This is a genomic window from Nitrososphaera sp., from assembly GCF_050748925.1.
GTDB lineage: Archaea > Thermoproteota > Nitrososphaeria > Nitrososphaerales > Nitrososphaeraceae > Nitrososphaera.
In genome coordinates, this window is the sequence record NZ_JBOGQF010000009.1 from 1 (window position 1) to 24,034 (window position 24,034).

At 55.5% G+C, this 24,034-nt stretch carries 33 protein-coding genes and 1 tRNA gene; 17 read left to right on the plus strand and 17 right to left on the minus strand.

The annotated features are described in order from the left end of the window. Both ACREAY_RS01525 and ACREAY_RS01530 read right to left on the minus strand, forming a co-directional pair. Positions 1-654: competence/damage-inducible protein A (locus ACREAY_RS01525; protein WP_431753995.1), on the minus strand; the 654-nt coding region annotated here is incomplete at its 3' end. After that, positions 654-1,316 carry a translation initiation factor IF-6 gene (locus ACREAY_RS01530; protein ID WP_431753996.1) on the minus strand — a complete coding sequence of 221 codons (663 nt, stop codon included), beginning with the start codon at positions 1,314-1,316 and terminating at the stop codon, positions 654-656. The genes ACREAY_RS01525 and ACREAY_RS01530, both read right to left, overlap by 1 nt. A gap of 115 nt (positions 1,317-1,431) precedes the next feature. Between ACREAY_RS01530 and ACREAY_RS01535 the strand changes: the two genes are divergently transcribed. Then, positions 1,432-1,680, plus strand: a complete 249-nt coding sequence (locus ACREAY_RS01535; RefSeq protein WP_431753997.1) for a hypothetical protein — start codon at positions 1,432-1,434, stop codon at positions 1,678-1,680. 46 nt (positions 1,681-1,726) lie between these two features. Here ACREAY_RS01535 and ACREAY_RS01540 read toward each other — a convergent pair whose 3' ends face one another. Then, on the minus strand, positions 1,727-2,362 hold the full coding sequence (locus tag ACREAY_RS01540) for an NADPH-dependent F420 reductase (RefSeq protein WP_431753998.1): 636 nt from the start codon (positions 2,360-2,362) through the stop codon (positions 1,727-1,729). A 30-nt stretch (positions 2,363-2,392) separates the two neighbouring features. Continuing rightward, the gene (locus ACREAY_RS01545) at positions 2,393-2,629 is read right to left on the minus strand and encodes a hypothetical protein (protein ID WP_431753999.1); all 237 of its coding nucleotides are present in this window, start codon (positions 2,627-2,629) and stop codon (positions 2,393-2,395) included. A 51-nt stretch (positions 2,630-2,680) separates the two neighbouring features. Between ACREAY_RS01545 and ACREAY_RS01550 the strand changes: the two genes are divergently transcribed. Together ACREAY_RS01550 and ACREAY_RS01555 are read left to right on the plus strand one after the other, a co-directional pair. Further along, positions 2,681-3,052 carry a hypothetical protein gene (locus ACREAY_RS01550; RefSeq protein WP_431754000.1) on the plus strand — a complete coding sequence of 124 codons (372 nt, stop codon included), beginning with the start codon at positions 2,681-2,683 and terminating at the stop codon, positions 3,050-3,052. Between the two features lie 98 nt (positions 3,053-3,150). After that, complete coding sequence (locus ACREAY_RS01555) at positions 3,151-3,423, plus strand: hypothetical protein (RefSeq protein WP_431754001.1); 273 nt, start codon at positions 3,151-3,153, stop codon at positions 3,421-3,423. Here the strand turns inward: ACREAY_RS01555 and ACREAY_RS01560 are convergent, their stop codons facing one another. The 3 genes from ACREAY_RS01560 to ACREAY_RS01570 all read right to left on the minus strand — a co-directional run bounded on the left by ACREAY_RS01560 (position 3,424) and on the right by ACREAY_RS01570 (position 4,443). Beyond that, positions 3,424-3,738: a hypothetical protein gene (locus tag ACREAY_RS01560; protein WP_431754002.1), complete on the minus strand. Its 315-nt coding sequence runs from the start codon at positions 3,736-3,738 to the stop codon at positions 3,424-3,426. Between the two features lie 78 nt (positions 3,739-3,816). Further along, a complete protein-coding gene (locus tag ACREAY_RS01565; protein WP_431754003.1) occupies positions 3,817-4,203 on the minus strand; it encodes a type II toxin-antitoxin system VapC family toxin in 387 nt (128 codons plus the stop codon). 3 nt (positions 4,204-4,206) lie between these two features. Further along, positions 4,207-4,443, minus strand: coding sequence for an antitoxin VapB family protein (locus ACREAY_RS01570; RefSeq protein ID WP_431754004.1), 237 nt, complete (start codon positions 4,441-4,443; stop codon positions 4,207-4,209). A gap of 168 nt (positions 4,444-4,611) precedes the next feature. Here ACREAY_RS01570 and pyrB point away from each other — a divergent pair, with 168 nt between their 5' ends. Then, positions 4,612-5,547 (plus strand): aspartate carbamoyltransferase, encoded by a 936-nt coding sequence (gene pyrB, locus ACREAY_RS01575; protein WP_431754005.1) that lies wholly within the window; start codon positions 4,612-4,614, stop codon positions 5,545-5,547. A 609-nt stretch (positions 5,548-6,156) separates the two neighbouring features. Here pyrB and ACREAY_RS01580 read toward each other — a convergent pair. Further along, the gene (locus tag ACREAY_RS01580) at positions 6,157-7,482 is read right to left on the minus strand and encodes a Cdc6/Cdc18 family protein (protein ID WP_431754006.1); all 1,326 of its coding nucleotides are present in this window, start codon (positions 7,480-7,482) and stop codon (positions 6,157-6,159) included. Between the two features lie 85 nt (positions 7,483-7,567). Here ACREAY_RS01580 and ACREAY_RS01585 point away from each other — a divergent pair, with 85 nt between their 5' ends. Further along, positions 7,568-7,957 carry a hypothetical protein gene (locus ACREAY_RS01585; protein ID WP_431754007.1) on the plus strand — a complete coding sequence of 130 codons (390 nt, stop codon included), beginning with the start codon at positions 7,568-7,570 and terminating at the stop codon, positions 7,955-7,957. Continuing rightward, the gene (locus tag ACREAY_RS01590) at positions 7,954-8,124 is read left to right on the plus strand and encodes a hypothetical protein (protein ID WP_431754008.1); all 171 of its coding nucleotides are present in this window, start codon (positions 7,954-7,956) and stop codon (positions 8,122-8,124) included. Before ACREAY_RS01585 ends, ACREAY_RS01590 begins: the two co-directional genes overlap by 4 nt. Positions 8,125-8,393: 269 nt before the next feature. On the opposite strand, the gene ACREAY_RS01595 is transcribed toward ACREAY_RS01590, so the two are convergent. Next, positions 8,394-8,738, minus strand: coding sequence for a Fic family protein (locus tag ACREAY_RS01595; protein ID WP_431754009.1), 345 nt, complete (start codon positions 8,736-8,738; stop codon positions 8,394-8,396). Between the two features lie 185 nt (positions 8,739-8,923). After that, a complete protein-coding gene (glyA, locus tag ACREAY_RS01600) occupies positions 8,924-10,243 on the minus strand; it encodes a serine hydroxymethyltransferase (RefSeq protein WP_431754010.1) in 1,320 nt (439 codons plus the stop codon). 70 nt (positions 10,244-10,313) lie between these two features. Here glyA and ACREAY_RS01605 point away from each other — a divergent pair, with 70 nt between their 5' ends. Together ACREAY_RS01605 and ACREAY_RS01610 are read left to right on the plus strand one after the other, a co-directional pair. Next, positions 10,314-10,541 (plus strand): type II toxin-antitoxin system HicB family antitoxin, encoded by a 228-nt coding sequence (locus tag ACREAY_RS01605; protein WP_431754026.1) that lies wholly within the window; start codon positions 10,314-10,316, stop codon positions 10,539-10,541. Next, complete coding sequence (locus tag ACREAY_RS01610) at positions 10,538-10,753, plus strand: type II toxin-antitoxin system HicA family toxin (protein ID WP_431754011.1); 216 nt, start codon at positions 10,538-10,540, stop codon at positions 10,751-10,753. The genes ACREAY_RS01605 and ACREAY_RS01610 overlap by 4 nt, the downstream gene beginning before the upstream one ends. On the opposite strand, the gene ACREAY_RS01615 is transcribed toward ACREAY_RS01610, so the two are convergent. Further along, positions 10,750-11,712, minus strand: coding sequence for an acetoin utilization protein AcuC (locus tag ACREAY_RS01615; RefSeq protein ID WP_431754012.1), 963 nt, complete (start codon positions 11,710-11,712; stop codon positions 10,750-10,752). The two genes, ACREAY_RS01610 and ACREAY_RS01615, sit on opposite strands and share 4 nt — an antisense overlap. A gap of 61 nt (positions 11,713-11,773) precedes the next feature. Between ACREAY_RS01615 and ACREAY_RS01620 the strand changes: the two genes are divergently transcribed. The 7 genes from ACREAY_RS01620 to ACREAY_RS01650 are packed head-to-tail and all read left to right on the plus strand — an operon-like array spanning position 11,774 to position 18,749. Then, positions 11,774-12,373, plus strand: coding sequence for a riboflavin synthase (locus ACREAY_RS01620; RefSeq protein ID WP_431754013.1), 600 nt, complete (start codon positions 11,774-11,776; stop codon positions 12,371-12,373). Positions 12,374-12,427: 54 nt separating this feature from the next. Further along, a complete protein-coding gene (ribB, locus tag ACREAY_RS01625) occupies positions 12,428-13,105 on the plus strand; it encodes a 3,4-dihydroxy-2-butanone-4-phosphate synthase (RefSeq protein ID WP_431754014.1) in 678 nt (225 codons plus the stop codon). Positions 13,106-13,108: 3 nt separating this feature from the next. Then, the gene (ribH, locus tag ACREAY_RS01630; protein WP_431754015.1) at positions 13,109-13,558 is read left to right on the plus strand and encodes a 6,7-dimethyl-8-ribityllumazine synthase; all 450 of its coding nucleotides are present in this window, start codon (positions 13,109-13,111) and stop codon (positions 13,556-13,558) included. Beyond that, on the plus strand, positions 13,555-14,301 hold the full coding sequence (locus tag ACREAY_RS01635) for a GTP cyclohydrolase IIa (RefSeq protein ID WP_431754016.1): 747 nt from the start codon (positions 13,555-13,557) through the stop codon (positions 14,299-14,301). Before ribH ends, ACREAY_RS01635 begins: the two co-directional genes overlap by 4 nt. Continuing rightward, positions 14,295-15,485 carry an amidohydrolase family protein gene (locus tag ACREAY_RS01640; protein ID WP_431754017.1) on the plus strand — a complete coding sequence of 397 codons (1,191 nt, stop codon included), beginning with the start codon at positions 14,295-14,297 and terminating at the stop codon, positions 15,483-15,485. Before ACREAY_RS01635 ends, ACREAY_RS01640 begins: the two co-directional genes overlap by 7 nt. Beyond that, a complete protein-coding gene (locus ACREAY_RS01645) occupies positions 15,482-16,135 on the plus strand; it encodes a 2,5-diamino-6-(ribosylamino)-4(3H)-pyrimidinone 5'-phosphate reductase (RefSeq protein ID WP_431754018.1) in 654 nt (217 codons plus the stop codon). Before ACREAY_RS01640 ends, ACREAY_RS01645 begins: the two co-directional genes overlap by 4 nt. A gap of 22 nt (positions 16,136-16,157) precedes the next feature. Next, positions 16,158-18,749 carry a helicase HerA-like domain-containing protein gene (locus tag ACREAY_RS01650; protein ID WP_431754019.1) on the plus strand — a complete coding sequence of 864 codons (2,592 nt, stop codon included), beginning with the start codon at positions 16,158-16,160 and terminating at the stop codon, positions 18,747-18,749. On the opposite strand, the gene ACREAY_RS01655 is transcribed toward ACREAY_RS01650, so the two are convergent. Continuing rightward, entirely contained in the window at positions 18,741-18,938 is a 198-nt protein-coding gene (locus ACREAY_RS01655) for a hypothetical protein (protein ID WP_431754020.1), read from the minus strand. The genes ACREAY_RS01650 and ACREAY_RS01655 overlap by 9 nt on opposite strands. A 76-nt stretch (positions 18,939-19,014) precedes the next feature. Here ACREAY_RS01655 and ACREAY_RS01660 point away from each other — a divergent pair, with 76 nt between their 5' ends. Further along, positions 19,015-20,583 (plus strand): aldehyde dehydrogenase family protein, encoded by a 1,569-nt coding sequence (locus ACREAY_RS01660; RefSeq protein ID WP_431754021.1) that lies wholly within the window; start codon positions 19,015-19,017, stop codon positions 20,581-20,583. Here the strand turns inward: ACREAY_RS01660 and ACREAY_RS01665 are convergent. Then, entirely contained in the window at positions 20,570-21,439 is an 870-nt protein-coding gene (locus ACREAY_RS01665; protein WP_431754022.1) for a proline dehydrogenase family protein, read from the minus strand. The two genes, ACREAY_RS01660 and ACREAY_RS01665, sit on opposite strands and share 14 nt — an antisense overlap. A gap of 62 nt (positions 21,440-21,501) precedes the next feature. Here ACREAY_RS01665 and ACREAY_RS01670 point away from each other — a divergent pair, with 62 nt between their 5' ends. Next, positions 21,502-22,293, plus strand: a complete 792-nt coding sequence (locus ACREAY_RS01670) for an inositol monophosphatase family protein (RefSeq protein ID WP_431754027.1) — start codon at positions 21,502-21,504, stop codon at positions 22,291-22,293. On the opposite strand, the gene ACREAY_RS01675 is transcribed toward ACREAY_RS01670, so the two are convergent. The 4 genes from ACREAY_RS01675 to ACREAY_RS01690 all read right to left on the minus strand — a co-directional run. Then, positions 22,290-22,817 (minus strand): hypothetical protein, encoded by a 528-nt coding sequence (locus ACREAY_RS01675; protein ID WP_431754023.1) that lies wholly within the window; start codon positions 22,815-22,817, stop codon positions 22,290-22,292. The genes ACREAY_RS01670 and ACREAY_RS01675 overlap by 4 nt on opposite strands. A 225-nt stretch (positions 22,818-23,042) precedes the next feature. Next, positions 23,043-23,149: transfer RNA gene (locus ACREAY_RS01680), tRNA-Asp, on the minus strand. Between the two features lie 68 nt (positions 23,150-23,217). Continuing rightward, positions 23,218-23,793 carry a hypothetical protein gene (locus ACREAY_RS01685; RefSeq protein ID WP_431754024.1) on the minus strand — a complete coding sequence of 192 codons (576 nt, stop codon included), beginning with the start codon at positions 23,791-23,793 and terminating at the stop codon, positions 23,218-23,220. 30 nt (positions 23,794-23,823) lie between these two features. Next, the coding region (locus ACREAY_RS01690) for a hypothetical protein (protein ID WP_431754025.1) at positions 23,824-24,034 on the minus strand (211 nt) is incomplete at its 5' end.

Here is a 24,034-nt window from a genome sequence, read left to right on the forward strand (position 1 = left end):
GCCCTGCGGGTGCGTTTTCAGGTAGACGGCAGGGGCCGGGTTTGAAGCGACTATTTTTTTCAGCGCCGGCGCTATCATGGCCTCTGACACGCCGGACACCATATAGTTCGCCTCCCTCGACGCGAACGCGCCGACGCCTTCCTTTATGAGGGGCAGGACGTGCTTTTTGAAAACCGCCTTCATCTCTGCCGGCACGCCCGGCACGCAAAAGACCTCTGTCCCGGCGTCTATGACGACAGAGGGCGCGGTCCCCACCGGGTTTTCAATGGGAGTAGAGCCTTCCGGGATGGTGGCCATCTTTAGCCTGACCCTGTTTATCCTGTAATGCAGGTTGCGCCGGGAATAGCTGTCCTTTAGCATCCTGACCGCCCTCTTGTCCAATATTACCTGCCTGCCAAGCGCCCCGGCCACGCCTTCAAGCGTCATGTCGTCATATGTCGCGCCGAGGCCGCCTGTTGTTATCAATATGGCCGGCTTTCTTGCTAGCGCCTCCTTGACGGCAGTGGAGATCGAGTAAAGATCGTCGCCTACTACCGTAATCCTGTTTATCGTGCCGCCAGCCCCGGCTGTCTGCGCCGCGAGCCAGTGCGCGTTTGTGTTGAGCGTGATCCCCGACAGCAGCTCGTTGCCGACGCAGAGGATCTCGACTATCATTACGCCTGGAATATCCTGCTCATCATGATGAGCTCGGGGCCGGCAGTCAGGCTCCCCACGACGACGTTTTTGGTGTTTGCCACGATGCCGGACGACAGAAAGGGCACGCCGCCGTTGACCGTGAGGGGCTCTGCGGGGACGCCGAGCGCCTCTGAAACTTTTCTGACTTCATCCTCGCTTGCCTGCGGGTGGGCGCCTGCGCCGGTGTTTGTGCCGACGACCATCGAGCCTGTCTGGACGAACCCGCCGATGTCCATGTAGTGCACCGGCACGCCAAGGACGTCCTGTATCTGCTGGCCAGATTCTTTCAGCGCCCGCGAGGCCAGCGCGCCTTTGTCGTTTGCAGCTATCAGGTTGCCGACCGCTGTGAGCTTGCTCTGCAGCCTCTCGACGTTGAGGTGCGTCTTTTCGCGCAGCCACTGCACTTCCTCCTCCTCTGCTATCGCGGGGAGCAGGATGCCGTTGTTGTTCATGACTGCCATCGGGCCCAGGAGGCGGGTGCCGGCGACCGACGCATGGACGAGTTCGACTTGCAGGTACTCAGCCAGCTTGTCGCTCTTGGTGTCTGCAAAGCCGTGGGGGACAAGCACGATCCTGTCGTTAGCCTTGACGAATATCCCTATGTTGGGGCTCTTGTAAAAGGTATAGCGGTAAATAGCCAAGTGTTACATGCTTGCGAGCGCGGATAGTGGATATGAACCTATTGCACTTGCGAAAAAGCCTCAATAGTCTTATCTATTTCTCTGCGCATAATATTACTTGCAAGGTGAAAGTTGGTTGCTAGACCTGATTGTCATGATCGTGGCAAAAGCGGCAACAGACGCGCCAGCATCCAATCCCATGACGCCCGTGGCCGCGGCTTCCGCAATCGCCGGCACGCTCGTATTTCTGGCGCTTGGAATCCTTGTGGCATACGCGAGCTACCAGAGAAAGAAGGAGAATGACTGGCACGTCGCAGAGTGGCACAGGGCCGAAGCCGACAGCATGAAGAAGCGAGAGCGGGAAGAAAGAGACCTCGCGCACTGAAACCCGGAAAGCTGGCTTGCGGCTGTTTCCCTAGCGTGAGTCATGCTCATTTCCGCAAGAGCTTGAACGCGTGGTTGCCCGTGTTTGTGCGGAAATAGTAGGTTATCCACAGCATCGCCAGAGGCTCCAATAGCCGCGAGCCTTCGATGCCGCCAATGTCTATCGACTCCCAGCCAAACGCCGTGACTATGCCGTTTACGGTCTTTTTGGCGCCGTCGTCGTTGCCGCAGATAAACATCGTGGGCCTGCCTCCGGGGAACTCGGGGTGCACCATGAGGGGGTTGCCGACGATGTTGAACGCCTTTACTATTTTTGCGCCCGGCAGCATGCGCTGTATCGTCTCGCCGGCCGAGTCGGTGCAGCCGACGGCCAGCTTTGGCGGCGTCGAGGTAAAGTCCAGCGGGTTTGTGACGTCGATGACTGTTTTGCCTGCAAAATTCTTGGCGCCTGCCATCCCTATCGCGCTTGTCGTGCCGGCCCACGATGTCGCGATGACGAGGAGCTCGCCATAGGCCGCTGCGTCGGAAAAGCTGCCTGCAGACGCCGCCCCGCTGTGCCTGCCAACCCACGCCGCCAGCTTGGCAGGGTCCCTGCTGCCTATCATGACCTCGTGCCCCAGCCCGATGAGGCCGTCGCCGAGCCTCTGCCCCACCTCGCCGGAGCCGATGATGCCTGCCTTCATGGCTATAATGAGAGGCGTGCAGATATAAGGTTACGAGAGTCCCTCGTCCTTTTTTGCCAGGTGTTGAGAGATGTACGAGTTGACCTTCTCCCTCATGGCCGGGTCGCCTTCGATCTTTTCCCTCAGAGCAGAATCGCTGTAATCAATTGAGACGTACTCTACCTTCTTCTCAGAGGCGTAATACCTGTAATGAAAGGTCGCCCTCATCTTCTTGCCTCCCACCTCAAAGTCGATGGAAACCTGGCCGTAGGCAAAGGACGCTGGCATACGAGATTGGACAGACGATAGTTAAAATAAACTAATATCCACTACAATGGCGTGGAAGTCGACGAAAGCCTGCCCGAGCTGATGGAGCTGTCGTACTTTTCCTTCAGCCTGTTGAGGAACAACCGCGAGTTCTCGCTCCACGTCGAGTCGACGGACTTTGGCGTCGCAATCGACTTTGCCATGAAGTACGGTGAATACTATGACATCGTCAACATCATGCAGGCGGTGCTGTACGACGACGGGTACCAGGGCGGGCCCCGCGACCTTGACTACCTTGAATTTGAAAAGGACAACGAGGACGGCGAGTACTGCCTGGTGATTGGCAAGTACGTCACGAGCTTTGCGCTCTACTTCAAGGACGACGTCGAGGCCAAGAAGTTCCTGTCCGAGTTCCAGCGCACGGCCGGCCAGTTTGACAAGTAAAAACTGAAAAGCAAGTAGGTGCATCTATGGAATAGAATATTTTGGTTCGGAGGTTTCGCGTTTTTGCGTCTCCTGATTTCATAAAGGTCGTTGGCAACTTGTCGGACAATGACCCCGTAAAAATCAAAGTCGACCAGATAACAGAGGAGATGAAACAGAATAGGAATCTTGGAGACTATATCAAGAAAAAGCCTTGGCCTGACAAGTATCTCAGGACCCACGAGGTGATTACCCTTTACAGGCGCGAGGTCGGCGGTAACCACCGGCTAATCTATACTGTCAAGGGTCGCAATGAGGACAAGGTCTACCACCTGCTTGATTTGCTCACGCATAAAGAGTACGACCGGCTGTTTGGCTATAGCACGACATAGCTACAGCTCCGTTGAGCCTTCCAGGGATCTCTTCATCTTTTCGCTTTCCATGAATATCCAGACAATCGAGCCGTCTCTGTTCCGCTCTATCTTATTCGATCTTTCGAGATATGATAGCGCGACGCCAAGAGTTCCATACTGAACGCCCCTTGGCAGCGACTTCCAGAGTTTTGTTTTCGATTCAAAGTACTGTTCTTTCCTGACGGCATTTTCTATCATCTCCAGAGTGTCAAGGCGGGGCATGATCTGCCTTCGTTTCGCATTGCCTTTTGCAGACGGTCCTCTCTTTCCCTTAGAGCGTTTCAGGATGCTCATAGGTCAGTGGTAGGCGGGAGCACTATTTATACATTAATGTATATACAAATATGTATGATATTTCCTGTAGAAAACATCTTACCAGCTTTCGATCCTTAGCCCCGGCACCCTTTCAAAATGCTTTACGTTCCGCGTGATCAGGGTTTGGCCGTTTGCCAGGGCGATACTGGCAATGAAAAGGTCTCTGTCGCCTATGGTACTGGACCGGAGGCTGTTGTAGAGCTCGCCGTACTGCATGGCAGACTTGTCGTCAAGGGTGATTCTTGCAAATGAGCCAAGGAACCGCCGGGCGTGCTCTATGGCTTTCTTGTCTTGTGACCCACACGCGCCTGCGAAATATTCGGCAAGGCTTATCGTAGTTGTGTACACGCTTTCATTGTTTTGCAGCATCTCGTCCATCTTTGCCCGGGCGTCCTTGTCTTTTTTGGCAAGGTCTATCAGAAAGTTTGTGTCGACGCAGGCCAACTGTCAGACCTCTGGCACCTGCGCCTTAAAGTTGCGCCGCACGTCCTCGCTGGCTTTTCTTATGCGCTCAGCCGTCGCCTCGTTCAGCGCAGGCAGATCGTCAAGCACTGCCAGGATCCTGGCAGGGTTGCCCTGGGGAAATGTCCGCAGGATCACGTCAGAGAAAGATTCCCCTTCCTTTTTTTGGGCCTTTAATATCCCGTAAGCAGCGTCGCTTATCGTGATCGTGGTGCTTCCCATGCTATTACTCAATGCACTTAACATGCATTTAAACTTTGTAACTGTCCTATTGACATACAGCAAAAAAGCGCCAGATATTGGCGAGCAGTTGGTTATCCGGTTCTGCTTGCAGCCACGGCGATGAAAAGCGTCTAATTTATTACCGCCCGCCTTTTGAGAAAGGTGATAATGCCCAACCCCTTTTTCGACCGAGACATCGTCTCGATAAAGGACTTTGCAAAGAGCGACCTTGAATACATCTTTTCGGCGACTGACAAGATAAGGGCGCTAAAGCCGGCAGAGAGGGGGGAACTTGGCAAGGGCAGGACGCTGGGCTATATTTTCTACGAGCCGAGCACCAGGACCCGGATGAGCTTTGAGGCCGCGATGGCGTCGCTTGGCGGAAGCTTTATCGGCATATCGGAATTAAAGTCGTCGTCGGTGGAAAAGGGCGAGAGCCTTGCCGACACTATCAGGATAATCGACCTCTACTCTGACGTAATCGTGCTCCGGCATCCTATGGACGGCTCCAGCCGGTTTGCGGCAGAGCTGTCGACCAATCCTATCATCAACGCCGGGTCGGGGAGCGAGGAGCACCCGACGCAGGCGCTTCTTGACCTCTATACGATTTTGAAGGAAAAGGGCCGGATAGACGGGCTGTCTATTGCAATCGTTGGCGACCTGAAATATGGCAGGACGGTTTATTCATTGTTGTACGGGCTTGCCAATTACAAGGTTGACGTGCACCTGGTGTCGCCAGAGTCACTTGCGGTGAGAAAAGAGTCCATCTATGACGTCCAGAACAAGATGAAGATAAAGGAGCACAACGAGCTTGAAGACGTGCTGTCGCAGGCCGACATTTTGTATGTTACCAGGATACAGCGCGAGCGGTTCCCGGACGCGCAGGAATATGAAAAAGTGCGCGGCTCGTACACTATTGATGCGGCAACATTGGGCAAGGCAAAAAAAGACGTTGCGATAATGCATCCATTACCTCGGTTGGATGAAATATCGCATTCGGTTGACGCGACAAAGAACGCGGTGTATTTCAAGCAGGCGGCGTACGGGAAGGAATTGAGAGCGGCGCTCCTTGCGCTGATGCTGAACGAGAGTCCGCCGCTTTAGAAGTAAAAGCGCAGATTAAGTTTAAACAAGCAATTTTAATGTGAAATTAATCACATTTCTTTGCCTGCCAGTAGCGTCAATTTGTTTTTTGTGGGAATCATAATCTTGCACTTCGAATTTCCCGAAATACTCGTGTAATCCACCTTCTTGGTGCTGTCTGAAAAGATGTATTTCCCGACCATCCTCTTTTGCATCTCGCAACCACCTATTACGTGGATTGTCAAATGTTTGGTCGCCGATTTGTCCTGTGCCTGTGTAATGACAGAGTCCTGACGATTCGTCGAACGTCATTGTATATGTTGCGACCTCCATCTGAGGGCGTTCTATCACTGTGAGCTTTGAAAAACAAAACCACGATGTTATTCTTCTTGCTCAATTTTATTCCTCCCCGTGCACCTAATGCAAGAACTTTGATGATTTCCCGCTCAGAATAATTTTCATTAATGCTAAACGGAAATATTGTATTAATCACTAGCAGGAAGATTCTTCCATCTAGATAAATAAACACTTCTCTGCATTTTGCGATGTAATGAGAATTTAAAGAACATCTCCATTTCATTGTGTAATTTCCTACCGCATTATCAGACGACTAACTCATCATGTCTATGCCTACTTTCCCACAAAATATATCCACCGCTGCTTTTCATTCGCCAGCCGGTCTCTTGCAATCCCGCGCTCATATTCGCCCACGCATGGATCTTCTGACTCTTGCTTGAAGCGTTTCATGCGTTCCTCATGTTCGCTCGTCGCCTTTGCCAGTTCAAGCCACAATCCTGGAAAGCTCGGCGTGAATGCATCCGGCGGCATCGCCAGCCTGTATTCGCGCCCGAACCCGCCCCTGCCCTTTGACCCTGCATACGACTCGGCAAGCCCGAGGTTGTAAAGCTCGCCGAGGAGCTCTGACACGCGCTTGTACGTCAGCGGCCTGTCCTCGCCTCCTCCCAGCACGAGGCAGTACTGCCTGTAGAGCGTTGACGTCGAGTACCATCCCGGGCCTGCAAGGTACGTTACCCGCACAAACCCCCTGCACACGGCCATCAAATGAAACGACGCTCCGGCCATCGCGGAATCTACCCTGTCCTTTTGCAGCCTGCCAGAAGCAGCATCAACGTGCTTTTTCTCAATCCTGCCTCCTGCCGGCCCCGCCAGTTCTGCGGCCACCCTCAGCAGGTCGATGGCCCTGCGGGCGTCGCCGTACTCGTCGGAGGATTTCCGGGCGCAGTATTCCATCACCCCTTCATCCGCCGGCTCGGCAAGAGCCGATGCCGCCCTGTCTTTCAGTATCGCAAGCACCTCCTGTTTGCTGTATGCGCCAAAGTATATCTCTGGCGCAGACCCTATTCTGGACCTCACCCTCTCGTCCAGCTCCGCCGGGCCGTTTGAGATGGCCACGATGCAGACCATCCTGCCCTCTTCTCGCAGCCGCTGCTGCTCTGCCAGGAGCCTGTAGACAAAGTCAGACGCACCGCCCCGCCTGTCGGAAAAAAGCGAGTCAAATTCGTCAAGCACAAGTACAAGGGGATTCTGCAACGCCAGGGCCCCCATCCTGTCCGCTATCCTCTGCACCGCAATGGAACAGCTCTGTCTATGCTTTGCCTCCTCGGCACCCAGCTCTTCCAGGATGAGGTTTGCACACCCAAAGACGGTCCTCGCCTTTCGCAGGTTGACCATCCTGTATGATGTCATGGGCAGGTGTTCGCACACGAATTTCACGACCGTCGACTTGCCAGAGCCGGTCCGGCCGTACACAAACACGAATGGCGCGACATAGCCCCTGCACCCCGCTATTGCTTTTACAAGCTCGCCGGCCCTGTCCTCCCTGCCCACCGGCGGGCCAGAAGACGGCAAAGAGCCGTCCATCTTTTTCTTGTCCGCGAACAGCGCGTTTTCCTGCACGGCCTCCTGGATCATCCGCTCAATGTCATTTCCGCTCACCAAGGCACTGGCTTTTGCATGCTGCAGGATAAAAGAAGTAATTGCGATCAGGTTATACGGCGCGCCTGAGGCAAAATTTTTGGCTATGTGGCAGGATGCCCTAAAGGGCTTTGATTGCCTGGTTCCCAGTAATCCCGAAAGCGCTTACAGAAACTACCTGGCGGCTGGCGCGTCGCTGCGCTTTGCCAGAAAGGGGCAGTTCGTGCCCAACATAGAGATCAAGTTTCCAGCAGCCAGGGAGATTGACAACTGGTGCCTGGACAACAGCAAGCAGGTAGTAATGAACGACAGGACCCTCAGGATTTCGCCGCTGGAGCTGCAGATACCCTACAAGCTGTACCTCTCCACCGAGAAGGACATTGAAGATGCCCGGCACCTCTACAAGCTGTTTGAGGAAATACTCGATAAACGCACGCTCAAGGACTTTTTGAAGAAATTTGATAAGGAAGACAAGTTTAACAAGTACCTGGCATGAAGAAGAAGCTCCCTGAAATAGACCTCAAAGAGCTTGACAAATTCAAGGAAAAGAATTTTCGCGAGAGGCTCGAGTTTCAGGACATGTACGTTGAATGGCTGAAAAAGACGGGCAACGTCAAGTGGAGTTCGGCCCAGAAATCCATAATGAACAGAAAATCGGATTAACTCTGATCTGCTCCTGTCTCCCTGCAAACAACATGGCGAAAGAAGAAATACAAAAAGATAATCAGGGAGCTGGACGAGCCGCGCAAAAAGTGGCGATAGTGCAGGCCGCAGGCGAGCGCGAATGAATGCTTATATAATGAAATACCCAAATCAGAATGTCCAGATGGCTGCGAAGACACGCGAAAAGACGTTGGATGAAATGGTCGACGAGACCCTGGAAGAAAACCGCGACCTTGTTGAGGCCCTGGCAAACGATGACAGGTCTCTTATCAGAGACTGATCACTCTTTTCCTCACGAACTTTTCTACCTCGTCATATCCTCTCTGCCCGTACATCACGTCGTTTAACAAATCAAACATCTCCTGCTTCTGCACTATTGTGGCAGCAGGAAGGTCCAGGCCTTTCTTTTTCAACAGTATTTTGGTCAGCACAAAGGCCGTCGTCTTGTTCCCGTCAAGGAATGGCTGCCGAAATGTGATCATGAATAAAAGATATGCCGCCTGCAAAAGCACTCGCTCCTTTTCGTCTATCGTCGCAGCACGCTTTGCAAGGTTGGCGACCAGGGGCTCTAACACATAGTCATCAACATCAAACTCTGTTCCCCGGACCTTCATGATTTTTTGTTGACGCGGACAATGTCGTCATAAGAGTAAGAACCGCCGGTAAAGCCGCCCCCATTGCTCACGCTATAACGCAGTAGCGCAGCTTTTTATTGTCTTCCCGCCGCACTTGCTCCAGCCGGCGCTGCCGGTACTATAAAAGAACAATTATTTTGGCAGTTTTCCACTGGAAACACACACTACCGGTTTACCAGGCTGATGTACTCGTAGGCGCCTACCGCGTTGTCAAACGCGTACTGCACCCTCTGGAACTGCCTGCGGAAATCCTCGACGTCCTTGGCGACCCTCGCCGTGTCCTGCCTGTCGACGACGACCCTCTTTATGAAAGTCGCGACTTCTCTCATCTCGCTTTCCTTCATGCCCAGCCTCGTTATCTCGGGCACGCCGATCCTGACGCCCCCGGGGTGCATGTAGTGCCTGCCGGCCTTGATGTCGCCCGGCAACAATTGTCTATTAAGTATGATGCCTGCCTTTTCCAGCTCTTTTTCAATAGTCCCGCCGTCGCCAAATTTCGTGACGTCGACTGCGATCTGGTGCGACATCGTATAGCCTCTCTTTTCCCCCAGCACGCCAAACCCAAAGCCTGCCAGCGCCTCTGCGAGCGCCTTGGCATTTTTGATAACCTGCTTGGCATAGCCCTTGCCAAATTCCAGCGACTCGGCAAGCGCGACGGCCTTGCCTGCCACGTGGTGCAAATGATGACTGGAAGTGTTGCCGGGGAATATGCCCTTTTTGATGGCCTCGGCGTGCTTTTCATACGACACAATGATGCCGCCCTGCGGGCCCCAGAGCGTCTTGTGCGAGCTCATCGTCATCGAGTCCGCGCCCTCGCGCAGCGGGTCCTGGAACTCGCCGCCGGCAATAAGCCCGGCGACGTGCGCGCCGTCATAGTTGATGTACATGCCGTGGTCGTGCATGAACGACGACAGCTCCTTCACGGGGTGCGGGAACAGAAACAGCGAGCCTCCAAACATGCCCATCCTGGGCGTCTTGCCGTCGCGGGCCATTTCCTCTATCTTTTTCTTGGTCGCGTCGACGTCGATGGTCATCTCTTCCCTCGTGAACGGGTAATGCTCGATGTTGAGGCCGTGCACCAGGCCGGCCGTGCCGGAGTGCTCTTTTTTGCCGTGCGAAATGTGGCCGCCGGACGGAATGGATGCGGCCATCATCCAGTCGCCGGGGCTTGAAAACGCGGCATAAATTGCAAGGTTTGCGACCACGCCAGAAGTGGCGCGGCAATCGGCAAATTCGGAATTGAACACTCTTTTCGCCAGGTCGTTGCAGATCAATTCAACCTGGTCGATGTATATGCAGCCAGCGTAGACGCGCTCGCCCGGCCAGCCTTCCGCGTAGCGGTTGCCAAAGTCGGACATGACGGCCTCCCTGACTGCGGGGCTGGGTATGTTCTCGCTGGCGATGAGCGGTATCGAGCGGTTAAACCAGTCATGGTGTTCGCGCATAAGCCTCAGGACATCGTCGTACGCTTTTCTGGCACTCATTTGGTTCAACTTTGGCCGGCTTGTCCTTAATAGTATATCGCTTGCCGCAATTCAGCCGGGCTAGTTTTATATAGAAAATCGTCGAATGGATTGCGTGGCAAAAAGCTACAGCATCGTGGTCAAAAAAGACGGCAGGTTTTATGCCGGCTACTGCCTTGAATTCCCCCAGGCAAGAGGGCAGGGCGACACCCGGGCCGAGGCCATAGAGGATACAAAAAAGGCCATCAAGCTATGGATCTCTTACCTTAACGACAAGAAGAAAAAGGAAGCCTCTAGGCTGGTAACTGTATCGATTTGAGCCTTCCCGTCGTTGGGTGGAGGCAGGTTCTCAAGGCGCTGAAAAAGAAGTGGTTCCATCCTGTCAGGCAAACGGGCAGCCACATTGTGGTGGAAAATAGCAAGGGACTGGCCACGACAATCCCGAGAAGAGATGAGCTGGGCAAAGGCCTTCTGTTGCAGATAATTTCAGACTGCGGCCTGACAAAAAAGGAATTTTTGGCGCTGCTCTAGCCGGGGCCGTTGGCAAACGCCCTTACGACCTCTGTCCACGCCCTGCCGATGTTGGACGGGTCGTAGCCGCCCCCGCCCAGCGCGATTATCCTCCCCTGGCAGTGCCTGTGCGCAAGCCTGTGCAGAGAATTTGCGGCGTGCGCGTGCGCATTGGCCGTGTATTGCAGGTCGGTTATGGGCTCGCCTGCGAGCCCGTCGGCGCCGCACTGCAGTATTATCAGCTCTGGCTTGCAACCGTCGACAAACTCCTCCATCTTTGAAAACGCGCCGATGAATTCAGAATCGCCGGCCCCTGCCGGCAACGGAATGTTCAGCTTTGTGCCCTCTGCCTTTCCTGCCCCTGTCTCTGCTGCAAAGCCGGTGCCGGGGAATATGCCGTGCTGGTGCACGTCTGCGAAAAACAGCAGCGGGTCGCCGTCAAACTCGTAAAAGACGCCGTCGCCGTGGTGCGCGTCAATGTCGACGTACGCTATCTTTTTGACGCCGTATTTTTGGCGCGCCTGCATTATCGCAACGCCGATGTCGTTAAAGACGCAAAAGCCGCCTGCCGAGTCGCGCCGGGCGTGGTGCAGCCCTGCTATCGGGTTGAACGCGTGCTCTATCTTCCTGCCGACCCTGTCCTTGCCTGCCATCACCATGTCGAGGGCGGCAAGCGTCGACCCTACGACGTACAGCGCCGCTTCAAAGACGCCGCGAAAAGAAGGCGTGTCGCCCCTGTCAAGAGGAATGGACCTGCACTGCCTTGACGCCATCTTTACCATCTCTACGTATTGCCTGTCGTGGAACGACAACACTGTTTCTTCCGTGGCGATCTCGGGCTCCTCCACAACCATATTGTCTATGCGGTCGCTACACAGCCGGCGCCAGAACGCGTGGATGCGCTCGGTGCTCCAGGGGTGCGACCCGCCAAACCCATAGCGGGCCAGGTTGTCGCCGTAAAAGACGGCAGTGTTGCACACGGTAATGCTTTGCAGCAAAGGCAAATCAATCTTTTTATCCTGTCTGCTGGTTGTGTCTTGCATGTTCACCGGCATCATAGAGGGGCTGGCAGAGGTCACGTCTGTAGCCAGGGCGAAAAAGGGCGCCGACACCGTGATGCGGGTAAAGATGGGCAGGATGGCCCGGGGATTAAAGATGGGCGACAGCGTCTGCGTCAACGGCGCGTGCCTCACCGTCACGAAACTGTTGAAAGGCGAGGCGCAGTTTGAAATGGTCGCCGAGACCATGAGGCGCACGTCTCTCGGGGAGGTCAGGCCCGGCGACAGGGTGAACATTGAGCGGAGCATGAGGGTGGGCGACCGGTTGGAAGGCCATTTTGTCCTGGGCCACGTGGACGGCACCGCCATTGTCTCTGAAAAAATAGAGACGCCCTCAGAGACCACGATGTGGTTCCAGCTCGACAATAAAGAGCTGGCGTCCGCGCTCGTCGAGAAGGGATCTGTTGCGGTCGACGGCATAAGCCTTACGGTAGTCGACGTGAGCGGCGGCAAGTTCTCCATATCCCTGATACCCCATACGCTGGGGATAACGACGCTTGGGCTGAAGAAGAAAGGCGAAAAGGTGAACATTGAGACGGACGTCCTCAGCAAGTATGTCGCCAAGAACCTACCAAAACAATAGTAATAACCAGCTTTTTAGTAATCTATTAATATCAACGGCGCCAAGGCACCACTATTGCTAGCTGACGCGATTTCAGCCCTCAAGGCCGGCAGGTTTGTGCTGGTCCATGATGACAAGGGGCGCGAGGACGAGATAGACATGGTGATAGCGGCAGAGCGTGTCACGCCAGAACACATCGCGATAATGAGAAAGGACGCCGGCGGGCTCTTGTGCCTTGCGATAGCAAGCGAGCCGGCGACAAAGCTGGGGCTCGTCTTTATGCACGACATGATAGCCGGCATGGGCAAGGTCAACCCAGTATTTGCAAAATTGACCGAGGGCAGGGCCGCATATGGCGACAAACCCTCATTTTCAATAGCCGTCAACCACCGCTCCACCTTTACCGGCATCACGGACATCGACAGGGCGCTCACGGTATCAAAGATGGCCGGCGTATGCAAGAATGGAAACGTCGACGAGTTTGCCCGCGACTTTCGGGCGCCGGGCCACATCCCGATACTGATAGCTGCAAAAGGATTGCTGGCAGAGCGCAAGGGGCACACCGAGCTGTGCGTATACCTGATGAAGCTCGCAGGCATGGCGCCGGCAGTCGCGATATGCGAGATGATGGACTCGGTGACGCACAGGGCGCTTACGGTTGAAAAGGCAGGCGAGTATGCCAGAAAGGCAGGCATCCCTCTCCTTGAGGCAAGCGAACTTAAGGAAGCCTACCAAAAGGCCAAGGTAGCATAACAGATGATTGCACTTGCAATAGTCGTGTCCGAGTTTAACGGCGAGATAACGAGTAAGATGCTCGAAAAAGCCAAAGAGCACGCCGCCCATCTGGGCGCCAGGGTGCAATACGTATTCCACGTCCCGGGCGCGTTTGACATGCCGCTTGCGGTAGAGAGGCTTCTGAAAAAGCGCGGCGTCGATGCCGTGGTGACGCTAGGCGCGGTCATCAAGGGCGACACGCGCCACGACGACATTGTGGCAGAAAACGCGTCGCGGCTGATCTCTGACCTGTCATTAAAGCACGGCAAGCCGGTCGCTCTCGGGATAACCGGCCCGGGGATGACCGAGGAGCAGGCAGTCGCGCGCCAGGAAGAAGTGCCTGTGCGCGCAGTCGATGCGGCAGTCGGCATGGTGGCAAGGCTGAGAAAGCTAGAAAAATCGGTCGCCCGGGGGACTGTGGTGATAGAATGATACAGCTGACCATAATCCGGATTGAAGGCTATGGCCCGTGGACCCTGACGCTCGGTTCAGACAGGGAGGCGCAGCTGCAGATGCTGCAGGCAAGGATATACCACGACGTCCAGCGCCTATTTAACGACAAAAACTGCATCGTCTACTTTAACCGCTTTGACGAGTATTTTGCGGTGACAAACGGCCTTTCGGTGCAGGAACACGCGCAGATACAGCGCGAGCTTGCGAGCATCTACAAGGACCTAAGGATGTCGATGGCTATAGGCGCCGGCGCCACCGCGTTTGCTGCCAGCATGAGCGCCTACAATGCAAGGAAAGAGAACGAGTTTGCAGACGAAGGCGCGCGCATATTTGGCTCCGGCGCCCACGCGGATTTAGCACAGATAATGCACATCGACGTCGACAGCTCGACAAAGCTGAGCGGCAGGGTGTCGCCATACGAGATAACCGCGCTGGTCATGAAAATATACAGCAGGCTTGCCGACGAGTTCCTAAAGCGCGACTCGCTCACCTTTTTCCTCGGCGGAGACAACTTTATGGTGGTATCAAACGGCGTGACAAAAGAGCAGGCCGACGAGGCGATAAAGAAAGCCATCGCTGGCATTGAAATAAAGCTGAATTGCGGCATCGGCATCGGCAAGACCGGCAAAAAGGCCGCGGAAGCCGCCACAAAGGCCCTTGACACCATCCGCGACCTGCGCGACGAGGGCAAGATCCAGACGATCTATGAAATACGATGCTGACCATTGAAAACGCAAGCATTCTCCTTGGACCAGAGCTAGAGCACATAGAGCGCGGCTACATCCGCATCGACAGCGGGGCCATAGTGGACGCCGGCCCGGGCAAGAGCGGCGGCTCTGGCAAGCGCCTTGACGCAGGCGGCTTTCTTGTAATCCCCGGCTTTATCAATGCGCACACCCACGTCGCCGACTCGATAGGCAAGGACATTGCCGCCGGCAAGCGCCTTGACGCGCGCGTCCACCCAGTGTTTGGGGCCAAAAAGACGATTCTGGAAAAAAGCGCGGCAGCGCACCTTCAGGTGTTTGTCAGAAGCTCTGCGGTGTCGATGCTGCAAAAGGGCATAACCGCGTTTGCCGACTTTAGGGAGGGAGGGCCACAGGGCGTCAGGCTGCTAAAGGACGCCGTTGCCGGCCTGCCGATAAAATGCGTTGTGCTGGGCAGGGCGGACCACTACAGTGACCCATCCGGCACTGAAGGCTTGCCGCCGCAGGCGATTGCAAAAGCGAGAGAAGTGTTGAAAATCGCTGACGGCCTTGGGATCAGCGGCGCCAATGAAAACACGGACACCGCGCTTGCGCAATACGGCGAGATGGCAGCGGGCAAAATCGTTGCGATACACGCGGCAGAGTCAAAGGAAGCAGCCGAGTTTTCGATGCAGCACACGGGCAGGAGCGAGGTTGAAAGGATAATTGGGCATTTAAAGCCGGACATCGTTGTCCACGCGACAAACGCAACAGACAGCGACATCTCGCTTGTCGCCGGCAGGGCCGGCGTCGTCGTATGCCCGAGAGCAAACGGCGTCCTTGGCGCCGGCCTGCCGAGGGTCGCAGAGATGATGAGGCGCGGCTGCCAAATCGCGATAGGCACCGACAACGTGATGCTCAATTCGCCCGACATGTTCCGCGAGCTTGACTATCTCTGGAAGGCGTCGCACGCGGCAGGCGAATTCATCGAGCCCCGCGAGCTGATAAAGATGGCGACTGTAAACGCGGCCAGGATGCTGGGACTCGACTCTGGCTCGATCGAGGCAGGCAAGGCCGCAGACCTCGTGGTCATCGACACAAAGCACGCCGACCTCTACCCTGTGCATGACCCATATGCCGCCGTTGTCCACAGGGCAGGCCCGGGCTCGGTAGCAGCCGTGATGGTAAATGGCCGTTTCGCAATCCCGGGCGTATTTCAATGAAGGTGACGATAAACGCCGCAATGACCCTTGACGGCAAGATAGCGACTGCCAGCGGCGACTCGACAATATCGTCAAAGCAAGACCTGGTGCGCGTCCACAGGCTGCGCGCCGGCTCTGACGCCGTCGTCGTCGGCGTCGCGACCGTGCTCGCAGACGACCCGCAGCTGACAGTCCGGCATGTAAAGGGCAAGAGCCCTGCGCGCGTTATAGTCGACAGCCGGGGCAGGACGCCGGAAGATTCGCGGCTGCTAAAGACGGCAGATAAAGTGAGGACAATAATCGCGGTGACAGAGCAGGCGCCTGCCGGCAACATCAGCATGATAGAAAATGCCGGCGCCGAGGTCATTGTCGCCGGCAAAGAGCAGGTCGACTTGAAGTCCTTGTTTGCGAGGCTGGCAAAGATGGGCTTTCAGAAACTGCTGGTCGAGGGCGGCGGCGAGCTGAACTGGTCGGTCCTCCGCCTCGGCCTTGCGGACGAGCTGATAGTGACGGTCGCGCCAAGAATAGCGGGCGGGCGCCTTGCCATCACGCTTGTCGAAGGCGACGGCTTTGACACGATCGCAAAGGGCACAAAATTGAAACTATCAAAAGTGGAGCGCAAGAGGGCCGGCGAGCTCGTGCTTTACTACAAGATACAGAGCACTTTTTAACACCCGCTGGCACAAAAAGGCGGTGTCCAAGCTACACATAGGACAGGCTGATGGCAACAAGTTCGAGATAGACAGGCTGTCGCTGACAAAGCACGCCATCATTCTCGGCGCCACCGGCTCGGGCAAGACCGTGCTCTCAAAGGTCATCGTGGAAGAGGCGGCGCTGCAGGGCATCCCCACGTTTGCCATCGACCCCAAGGGGGACATTGGCAACCTGGCGTTCCAGTCGCCGGATTTTGATTTTTCAAAATGGTCCGGGAAGGAGGCCGACGCGCTAAAGGCAGACAGGGCGAGCCACGCAAAAACCCTGCAGCAGATGTACAATGACATGGCGCGCGAGTTTTCAGTCAACCCAAAAGCGGCGGCCGAGTTTGCCAAAGTGCCTGTGCGCATATTCACGCCCAAGTCGTCTGCGGGGCTGCCGGTCGGCATATCGCCGGACCTCTCGACGCCGAAAGACTTTTCCCGCCTTTTGCGAGATGACATGGCATCTGCGGCCGATCTTTTGGACCTTACCTCCTACAGCCTGCTGAGGCTTGCCGGCTATGGTGAAGACGACCGCAAAGAGATAACGTTCGTCTCCGCTCTCCTGGAAGACGCGTGGAAGGCCGGCCAGAGCCTTGCTGTCAAGGACCTCATCCGCAGGATCGAGAACCCTCCGATATCCACAATCGGGTCGCTCCACGTCTCTGACGTCGTTGGCGACAAGGAAAGGCGCAAACTTGCGACCAGGATAAACCTGCTCATTTCAGACCCCAAGCTGCGCTCGTGGTCCGCGGCAGAGCCTCTGGACTTTGCAGAGATTTTCAGCAAGCCTTCGGTCAACGTGCTTGACCTGCGCAACATCCAATCCGAGCAGGAAAAACACCTGTTCGTCGAGCTGGTGTTGCAGCAGCTGTACCAGTGGCTCATCAAGCAGGGCAGCGCGCAGACGCTGCGCTATTTGCTGTACTTTGACGAGATCGCCGGCTATTGCCCGCCTGTGAAGGAGCCGCCGTCAAAAAAGCTGCTGCTGTTGCTCATCAAGCAGGCGAGGGCCTTCGGGCTCGGGCTCTTGCTCGCGAGCCAGAACGCCGTCGACTTGGATTACAAGGTGATCTCAAACGCCAACGTCCGGTTCATTGGGAGGCTGGGCGCGCAGCGCGACATCCAGCGCGTGAGCGTCGGGCTGGAGCTTGACTCGCACGCGGAAAAGGAAATAGCGCGGCTAAAGGCCGGCGAGTTTTTCTGCAACATATTTGACCCCAAGTTCCGGGGCGTCGTCAAGTCTAGGTGGACGCTGACCTACCACCGTGGGCCCCTTGAGAACGGCGAAATTGCCGAGCTGATGGCACAGTTCAAGGGCGAGCAGGCCACCGCGCAGCCTTCCGAGCCTGTCGTGGATAGAGTTGCAGAACCGCTTGACGAACCGGAGGCAGATGCTGCGCGCGCTGCCTTGCCGGAGGAGCAGATTGTGGCCGCTGGCGCGCAGGACACGTTCCTTATGCTTGAAAAGAAATTCGAGCCCCAGAACCTTGCGTCTTTCATAAAGCTGGGCAGCAACGTCAAGGCAGTCAAGGTTCTGTCAGTCGAGCTGGAGGAAAGATTCCACCCGGTCTTTGAACTGGAAGCCTCTGTTTTTGAAAAGACCTATGCCAAGCAGTCACTTGACAGGGTCGCCGAGCTGGCGGCGTTTGGCGGCGAGCTGATAAACCTGCCCGAACACGCGCTGGCGCCGCAGCGCCACGTCCCGGCCGAGGCAAGGAAAGAGGCGGCGGAGTGGAAGGGCGAGATTGAAAAACGCGTCCAAGAGTTGAGAAAAGAGCTGGAGGCAAAATTCGACGTCATCATGGAAGAGAAGAGGAAGGAAAATGTGCAGATAAAATCAGAAAAGCCGAGGGCCAGGATTGCAAGCATTGTCGAAAGCGCCGTCAGGCTGCAGGAGGCGCTCAACGCCGACATCGACGCGGTAAAGGCCGGCGCAAAGTTGTATAAGGAGCTGAAAAAAGAAAAGGCGAAAAAGTCACGACTGATCTCTGTTGAAAACAGGACAGACGCGAAAAAGCAAAAGATCCTGCTGACGCGGCGAAAAGCCGAGCAGCTGCACACCGACAGAAAGGCGCTTGAAGAAAAGCTGCGCGAAATAGAGCGGGAGGAAAAAGAGAGGTTCCACGACGCGCTCGCGCAGGTCAGGGCAAAATCCCACCATTCGGTATCGGGGTGGCTCGTCGAGACCGCCTACCGCGCGTCCGTGCTTGTCAACGGCAAGGAGCACCACGGCGACGTGCAATGGAGCGCCTACACCGGCCTGGGGACGTGGGGCCGCTGCTCGACGTGCTCTGCAGCGCTGGAATCCGGCTCGGCCTGCAGCTGCGGCAGCCTGATGTGCAACCGCCACCTCGCGTACTGCAAGTCGTGCCTGTCGCCGGCCTGCAAGGACCACCGGGCGCTCTGCTACATCTGCGACTCGATCTTTTGCGCTGAGCACAGCATAAAGTGCGAGCTGTGCCGCCAGCTCGCCTGCTCCGGCCACAGCGGCACGTGCGCAGTATGCAGTCGCAAAGTATGTTCCAACTGCTCGCAAAAGAAGGGCCTCATCAAGAGGGAAACTGTCTGCAGGTCGTGCTCAGGATAGCGAGCAGTCGACGAGCAGGCCCTCGCCCGTGCGCACCACCATGCACTGGCTGTACTCTGCCTGCGTAGTTGCCATCTGCTCTTCCGGCTCGCCTGATAGCGATGCAGCCACAAAGCTGGTGACAAAGAACACGAGCGATATCGCTATCATCAGGAATATCAAAAGCCGCGACTTGCTCGTGGCGCTCATGGGGAACAATGCGCACAAGCTGTTAGTATTCTTTTCCATGATTCATTTTTAAGGTTCCCTGACGGATATCTTGTGGATGTTTGAAAACGAGCACACGCTCCGCCACTTTGCGTCGGAAAAGGCTGAAGGCGAGTTCCACGTAAAGTACGAGCGCGCCCTTGAGCAGGCGAGGCTGGAATTTGGCAAGAAATACCTGATGGTGATAGACGGCAAGCACGTCAAGGCGTCCGGAAGCACGGCTCACAGCTCGCCCATCGACACCAGGATCGTGCTCGGCTACACTCCGGCCGGGACCGCCCGGCACGCAAGGCTTGCCATAGCCTCTGCCAAAAAGGCGTTTGAAGAGTGGGGCAAGACCGACTGGCGCGACCGCGTGTGCATATTCAGAAAGGCGGCCGACATCATGAGCGAGCGCAAATTCGAGCTTGCTGCGTGGGTCTCGTACGAAAACGGCAAGAACCGTTACGAGTCCATCGGCGACGTTGACGAGGCTATTGATTTTGTAAGGTATTACGCGGAGGATCTGGAGCGCAACAACGGCTTTGAGGCGCAGACAAAGAGCGCCCAGGCCGGCGAAAAGAGCAAGGGCGTCATGAAGCCGTACGGCGTCTGGGGCGTGATAGCGCCCTTCAACTTTCCTGCTGCAATACTGGCCGGCATGACCACGGCTGCGTTGATAACGGGCAACACCGTGGTGGTCAAGCCTTCAAGCGACGCGCCCATTACGGCTTTCAAGATAACGCAAATGTTTGCAGAGGCAGGCGTGCCTGCCGGCGCGCTCAACGTCGTGTTTGGTTCCGGGAGCAAGGTCGGCAACGAGATCGTGCAAAGCAGAGACGTGGCCGGCATAGTCTTTACCGGCTCGCGCGAAGTCGGCTACTCGATGGGCAGGGAATTCAGCCGAGACAGGCCAAGGCCTCTCATTGCAGAGCTAGGTGGCAAGAACCCTGCGCTGGTGACTGAAAGCGCGGACCTTGACAAGGCAGCCGACGGCGTATTGAAGGCGGCGTTTGGATACTCTGGCCAAAAGTGCAGCGCGTGCTCGCGCGTCTTTGTCCACAAAAAAGTAAGGGACGAGTTTCTTCGCCGGCTGTCAGAGAAGGCAAAGAACCTCCCGGTGGGAAACCCGCTGGAGCCAAACACGTTCATGGGTCCCGTGATAAACGAGAGCGCCTACAAGAAATACCAGCAGTACGCCCGGCTTGCAGACAGGGACGGCAAGGTGCTTGTCGGCGGCTACGTCAGAAAAGACGGCGAGCTAAAGCACGGCTATTATGTAGAGCCCACGATTGTCGCAGGCCTGCCAAAGAACCACAGGCTCTTCAAGGAAGAGCTGTTTGTCCCGATCCTGTGCGTCGCCGACTATGAAAAGTTTGACGACGCGCTGAAAATGTGCAACGACTCTGACTATGGCCTGACTGCCGGCATCTTTAGCGCCAAAGAGGAAGAGGTGAAAAAGTTCCTCGACCACATCGAGGCCGGCGTCGTGTACGTCAACAGGCAGGCGAGCGCAACCACGGGCGCAATGGTGGGCTGCCAGCCCTTTGGCGGGTGGAAGGATTCCGGCACGACCGGCAGGGGGTCTGGAGGACAGCACTACCTCACGCAGTTTTTGAGGGAGCAGAGCCAGACTATTGCTGTATGAGCGACCTTGCCAGCAGGAGCAGGTTGCGCTTGCGCTCCCTTATCCTCCTTACGGAATAGGGGAGCCACTGGCCGCCGTACGGTATGTATTCTGCCACTGTCATTTTGCTTGCGACCAGCTGCGACTTTAGCTCGTCGCGGATGCCCATGAGGAGCTGGAACTCGCACTTGCCGCCCAGTTTTATTGCCTCGTCGATTAACTTGGAATCATGGGTTGCGACTGCAAAAAAGTTATCGCCCCCTGCCAGCATCTTTAGCAAATGCAAATAGTTGCTGTCGACATCTTCCCCTGACGCAAACGCGTGCTCCTCCAGCTCGTGGTAGGCGCCCTTGACCAGGCGCACCTTGCCGCCGTGCTCTATTATGTGCAAGAGGTCCGCGCCGCTGCGCTTCAGGTACGCCTGCACCGCGATGCCGACATCAGGGTTTTCCTTTAGCAGTTCAAGGTAAAGCGTGATAGTGTCTTCGGTGAATTTTGCAGACTCCATGTCTATCCACAGGAACTGGCCCCGCTCGCGAGCCCTGGCTGCAAGTTTTTTGAAATTCTGCCGGCACATTTCATAGTCGATGGCAAGTCCCAACTGCGTCGGCTTGACCGAAGCGCAGCCTTGCACATTTTTGTCGTGCATCATGCCCATGAGCAACAGGTATTCATCGACTGTGGCGCCAACCTGCCCTTCGTCGGCTGTGTCCTCGCCAAGGAAATTGAGTATGGCAGACATGCCGCGCCTGTTTGCGTCCAGCGCCGCCTCGATCGCGTCGGCAGAGCTGTAGCCTGCGACCCATTTTCTTGCGACCCGAAAGAGCAGCCGCTCCACCAGACCGGAATCGTAGCTCTGGGAGTGGGCTACTGTCAACATTACATTTAGGCGTTTCAATGATATAATTTTTAAGAGAAGGTGCGGCAGGTGCCGTAGTGATGGAGGCGCTTAAAGAGGCCTGCCTGAAGGTGCATGCCCGCACGAAAGGCATGGCAGGAACCGCCCTGGGCAACAGGCAGATGGGCAGGGGCGCGGGCGGCGACATTTCGCGCAAAATCGACCTCATAGCTGAAAAGACCGTGATCGAGGTCTTGAAAAAGCGCAAGGTTGACGCCACGATAATCGGGGAAGAGTGCGGCAGGATAGAGGGCAAAAAGGGCTTCGTGATAATGGACGGCGTCGACGGCACGACCAACGCGACGCGCAAGATACCGTTCTACTGCTGCTCACTGGCATACGCAACTGAATTCCGGCTGAGCGCAGTGACACACGCGGCAATCATCGACCTGACAAATGGCGACCTGTATCATGCGTCAAAGGGCAGGGGCGCTTTTCTGAATGGCAAGAGGATCAGGGTCAGGGAGGCGGGCGATGACGCGGTGATAGGGATGAATGTTTCCGGCATCGGCCCTGACATCATCAAGCGGCTGTCGCCGGTCATGTCAAAGGCAAACCACGTCCGGCAATTTGGTGCAATTGCTTTAGAAATGTGCTTTCTTGCGAGCGGCCAGCTGGATGCGTCCATCGACCTGCGTGGCAAGATCCGGCCAACAGACATTGCTGGCGCGTACCTGATAGTAAAAGAAGCCGGCGGCCAGGTCTATTCAGATAATGGAAAGGAGCTGGACGCGGAACTTGGCGTCGATACGCGGGTCTCGCTTGCAGCAATTGCAAACAAAAAGACGCTTTCAGAATTATCCACCGATCTGTTCAGCGCAGGCCGCGCCTAGTTCTGTTTCAAAGTCATGATGAGGTCGTTTGACAAAAAGGTCGACCACGAAGTGGTGTAGAACGTGTGATAGGAATTAGAGCCGTCGAAGGGATCCGCAAGGTCGGTGTCGCGCATGATGGAGATATTGGCAGAGCTCGTGCCAGCCGGGTACTTGATCCCTATCCTGTCGCCTGCCGCAACGGTGTAGAGAGAGGCCGAAGCAAATTCATAGCTCTTGTACGACGTGGTAAGGGTTGACACGTCGAGCGTCGCAAAGACGCTCTTCATGGACAGGTTTGTATTGATGATGCCGATCTCGGTTGTCCCTGTAGCGGCACCTGATTTCTTTAGCGTTATCGTCATAGAGTTTATCTGCTTTCCGACAAGGCTCGACGCCGGGGTCACAAATTCCGCGTGGGCGGGCCTGCCGGACCAGATGTTCTGCCCTGACGAGGCAGTAGTCTCGTCCATGTGTATGGCGGGCGCAGCAAAAACAGGCTGGCTCCATGATGCGCCAAGCGCCACGATTGATGCCAAAAGCATGGCTGCAAGCATAACCGCGAGTTTTTTGTTGCTATTCCGCGCTGGCAAAACCTTTTTTGATCCATTTTGCGCGGCCATGTTTTGCTATCGCGGATTCTTGAAGATAAAGGGGGGCTATTAGCTGACCATAAAATGTAATATAAAAAACATACATTATTTTCCTTATCGCAAAATTTTTTGCGCTTCTTGTCCTTTAAACGAGAGGCATCATAAAAGATGTGTAAGCGCCCGGGCCGGGATTCGAACCCGGGTCGGAGGAGTGACAGTCCCCCATACTGGACCGGACTGTACGAAGCCAGCTAAGTAGCCGGGCATCTCTATACTACCCGGGCGCACGTAAGGCAAACACTTGAAAGAAGCAATTAAAATGTTTTGTTTCACGCATTTTCGATATCTCTGCCTATCTTGACATCTGCTCCATGCTTTCTTCCAGCATGGGTATTATGGGGTGCTCGATCTTGCCCTCGATGAATCCGAATACCCCGCTTTCGATCAGCTGGAGCTTGGTTTTCGGGTCGCCATGAAACTGGGCCAGCATGAACTCGTAAAGGGGGAACTGGCTAGGGTTTGAAGTGGCCTTGGATATCAGATATCTCTCTACAATCTCTATTCTTTTTTCAAATCCCAGCTCTTCGATCGAGGTTGCAACCAGCATGCCAACATGGGTAAGGCGAAAAGTCGGTATCCCCGACTCTTGCAAGGCCCGCGGCCCCATGCCTGTCTTTTTGTAGCCCGATTCTTCCACGATCCCGCTTGGAATAAGGCATTTTTCGAGCTCCTTGAAGACATAGCTGTACGAGTTGGAAGGCCGCATGCCAAGCTCCAGCACTAGCTTTTTTGCTATCGAATTTCTTGTCTGGCCTGGAGCAAGGGCAAGGAATCTGATCATGCACCTTTGCTTTATGCCTCTAGAACAGACCCTGTTGTTTCTGTAGCGGGCGTTGATCCGCAGGTGCTTTGCAAGCGATGCTCGCAAGCAGATCAATATTGATACCTGCTCCGCGCTTTAATCCTTATCGGGCAGTTCCTGCGGCGGCAAACCCGCTTCATGCCCCGCTGCCCGAATTACTGGTTTGCGCCAAATATGTGCAATAAATGCGTAGGAATACGAGTATCGTTGTAAATAACTCCAAAATTGCCGCCATAAAAATAAAGTGATCAAAAACTGCGCAAAATCGCGATATTTTTGTGATTCTTTATACAAATAACTTTCATAT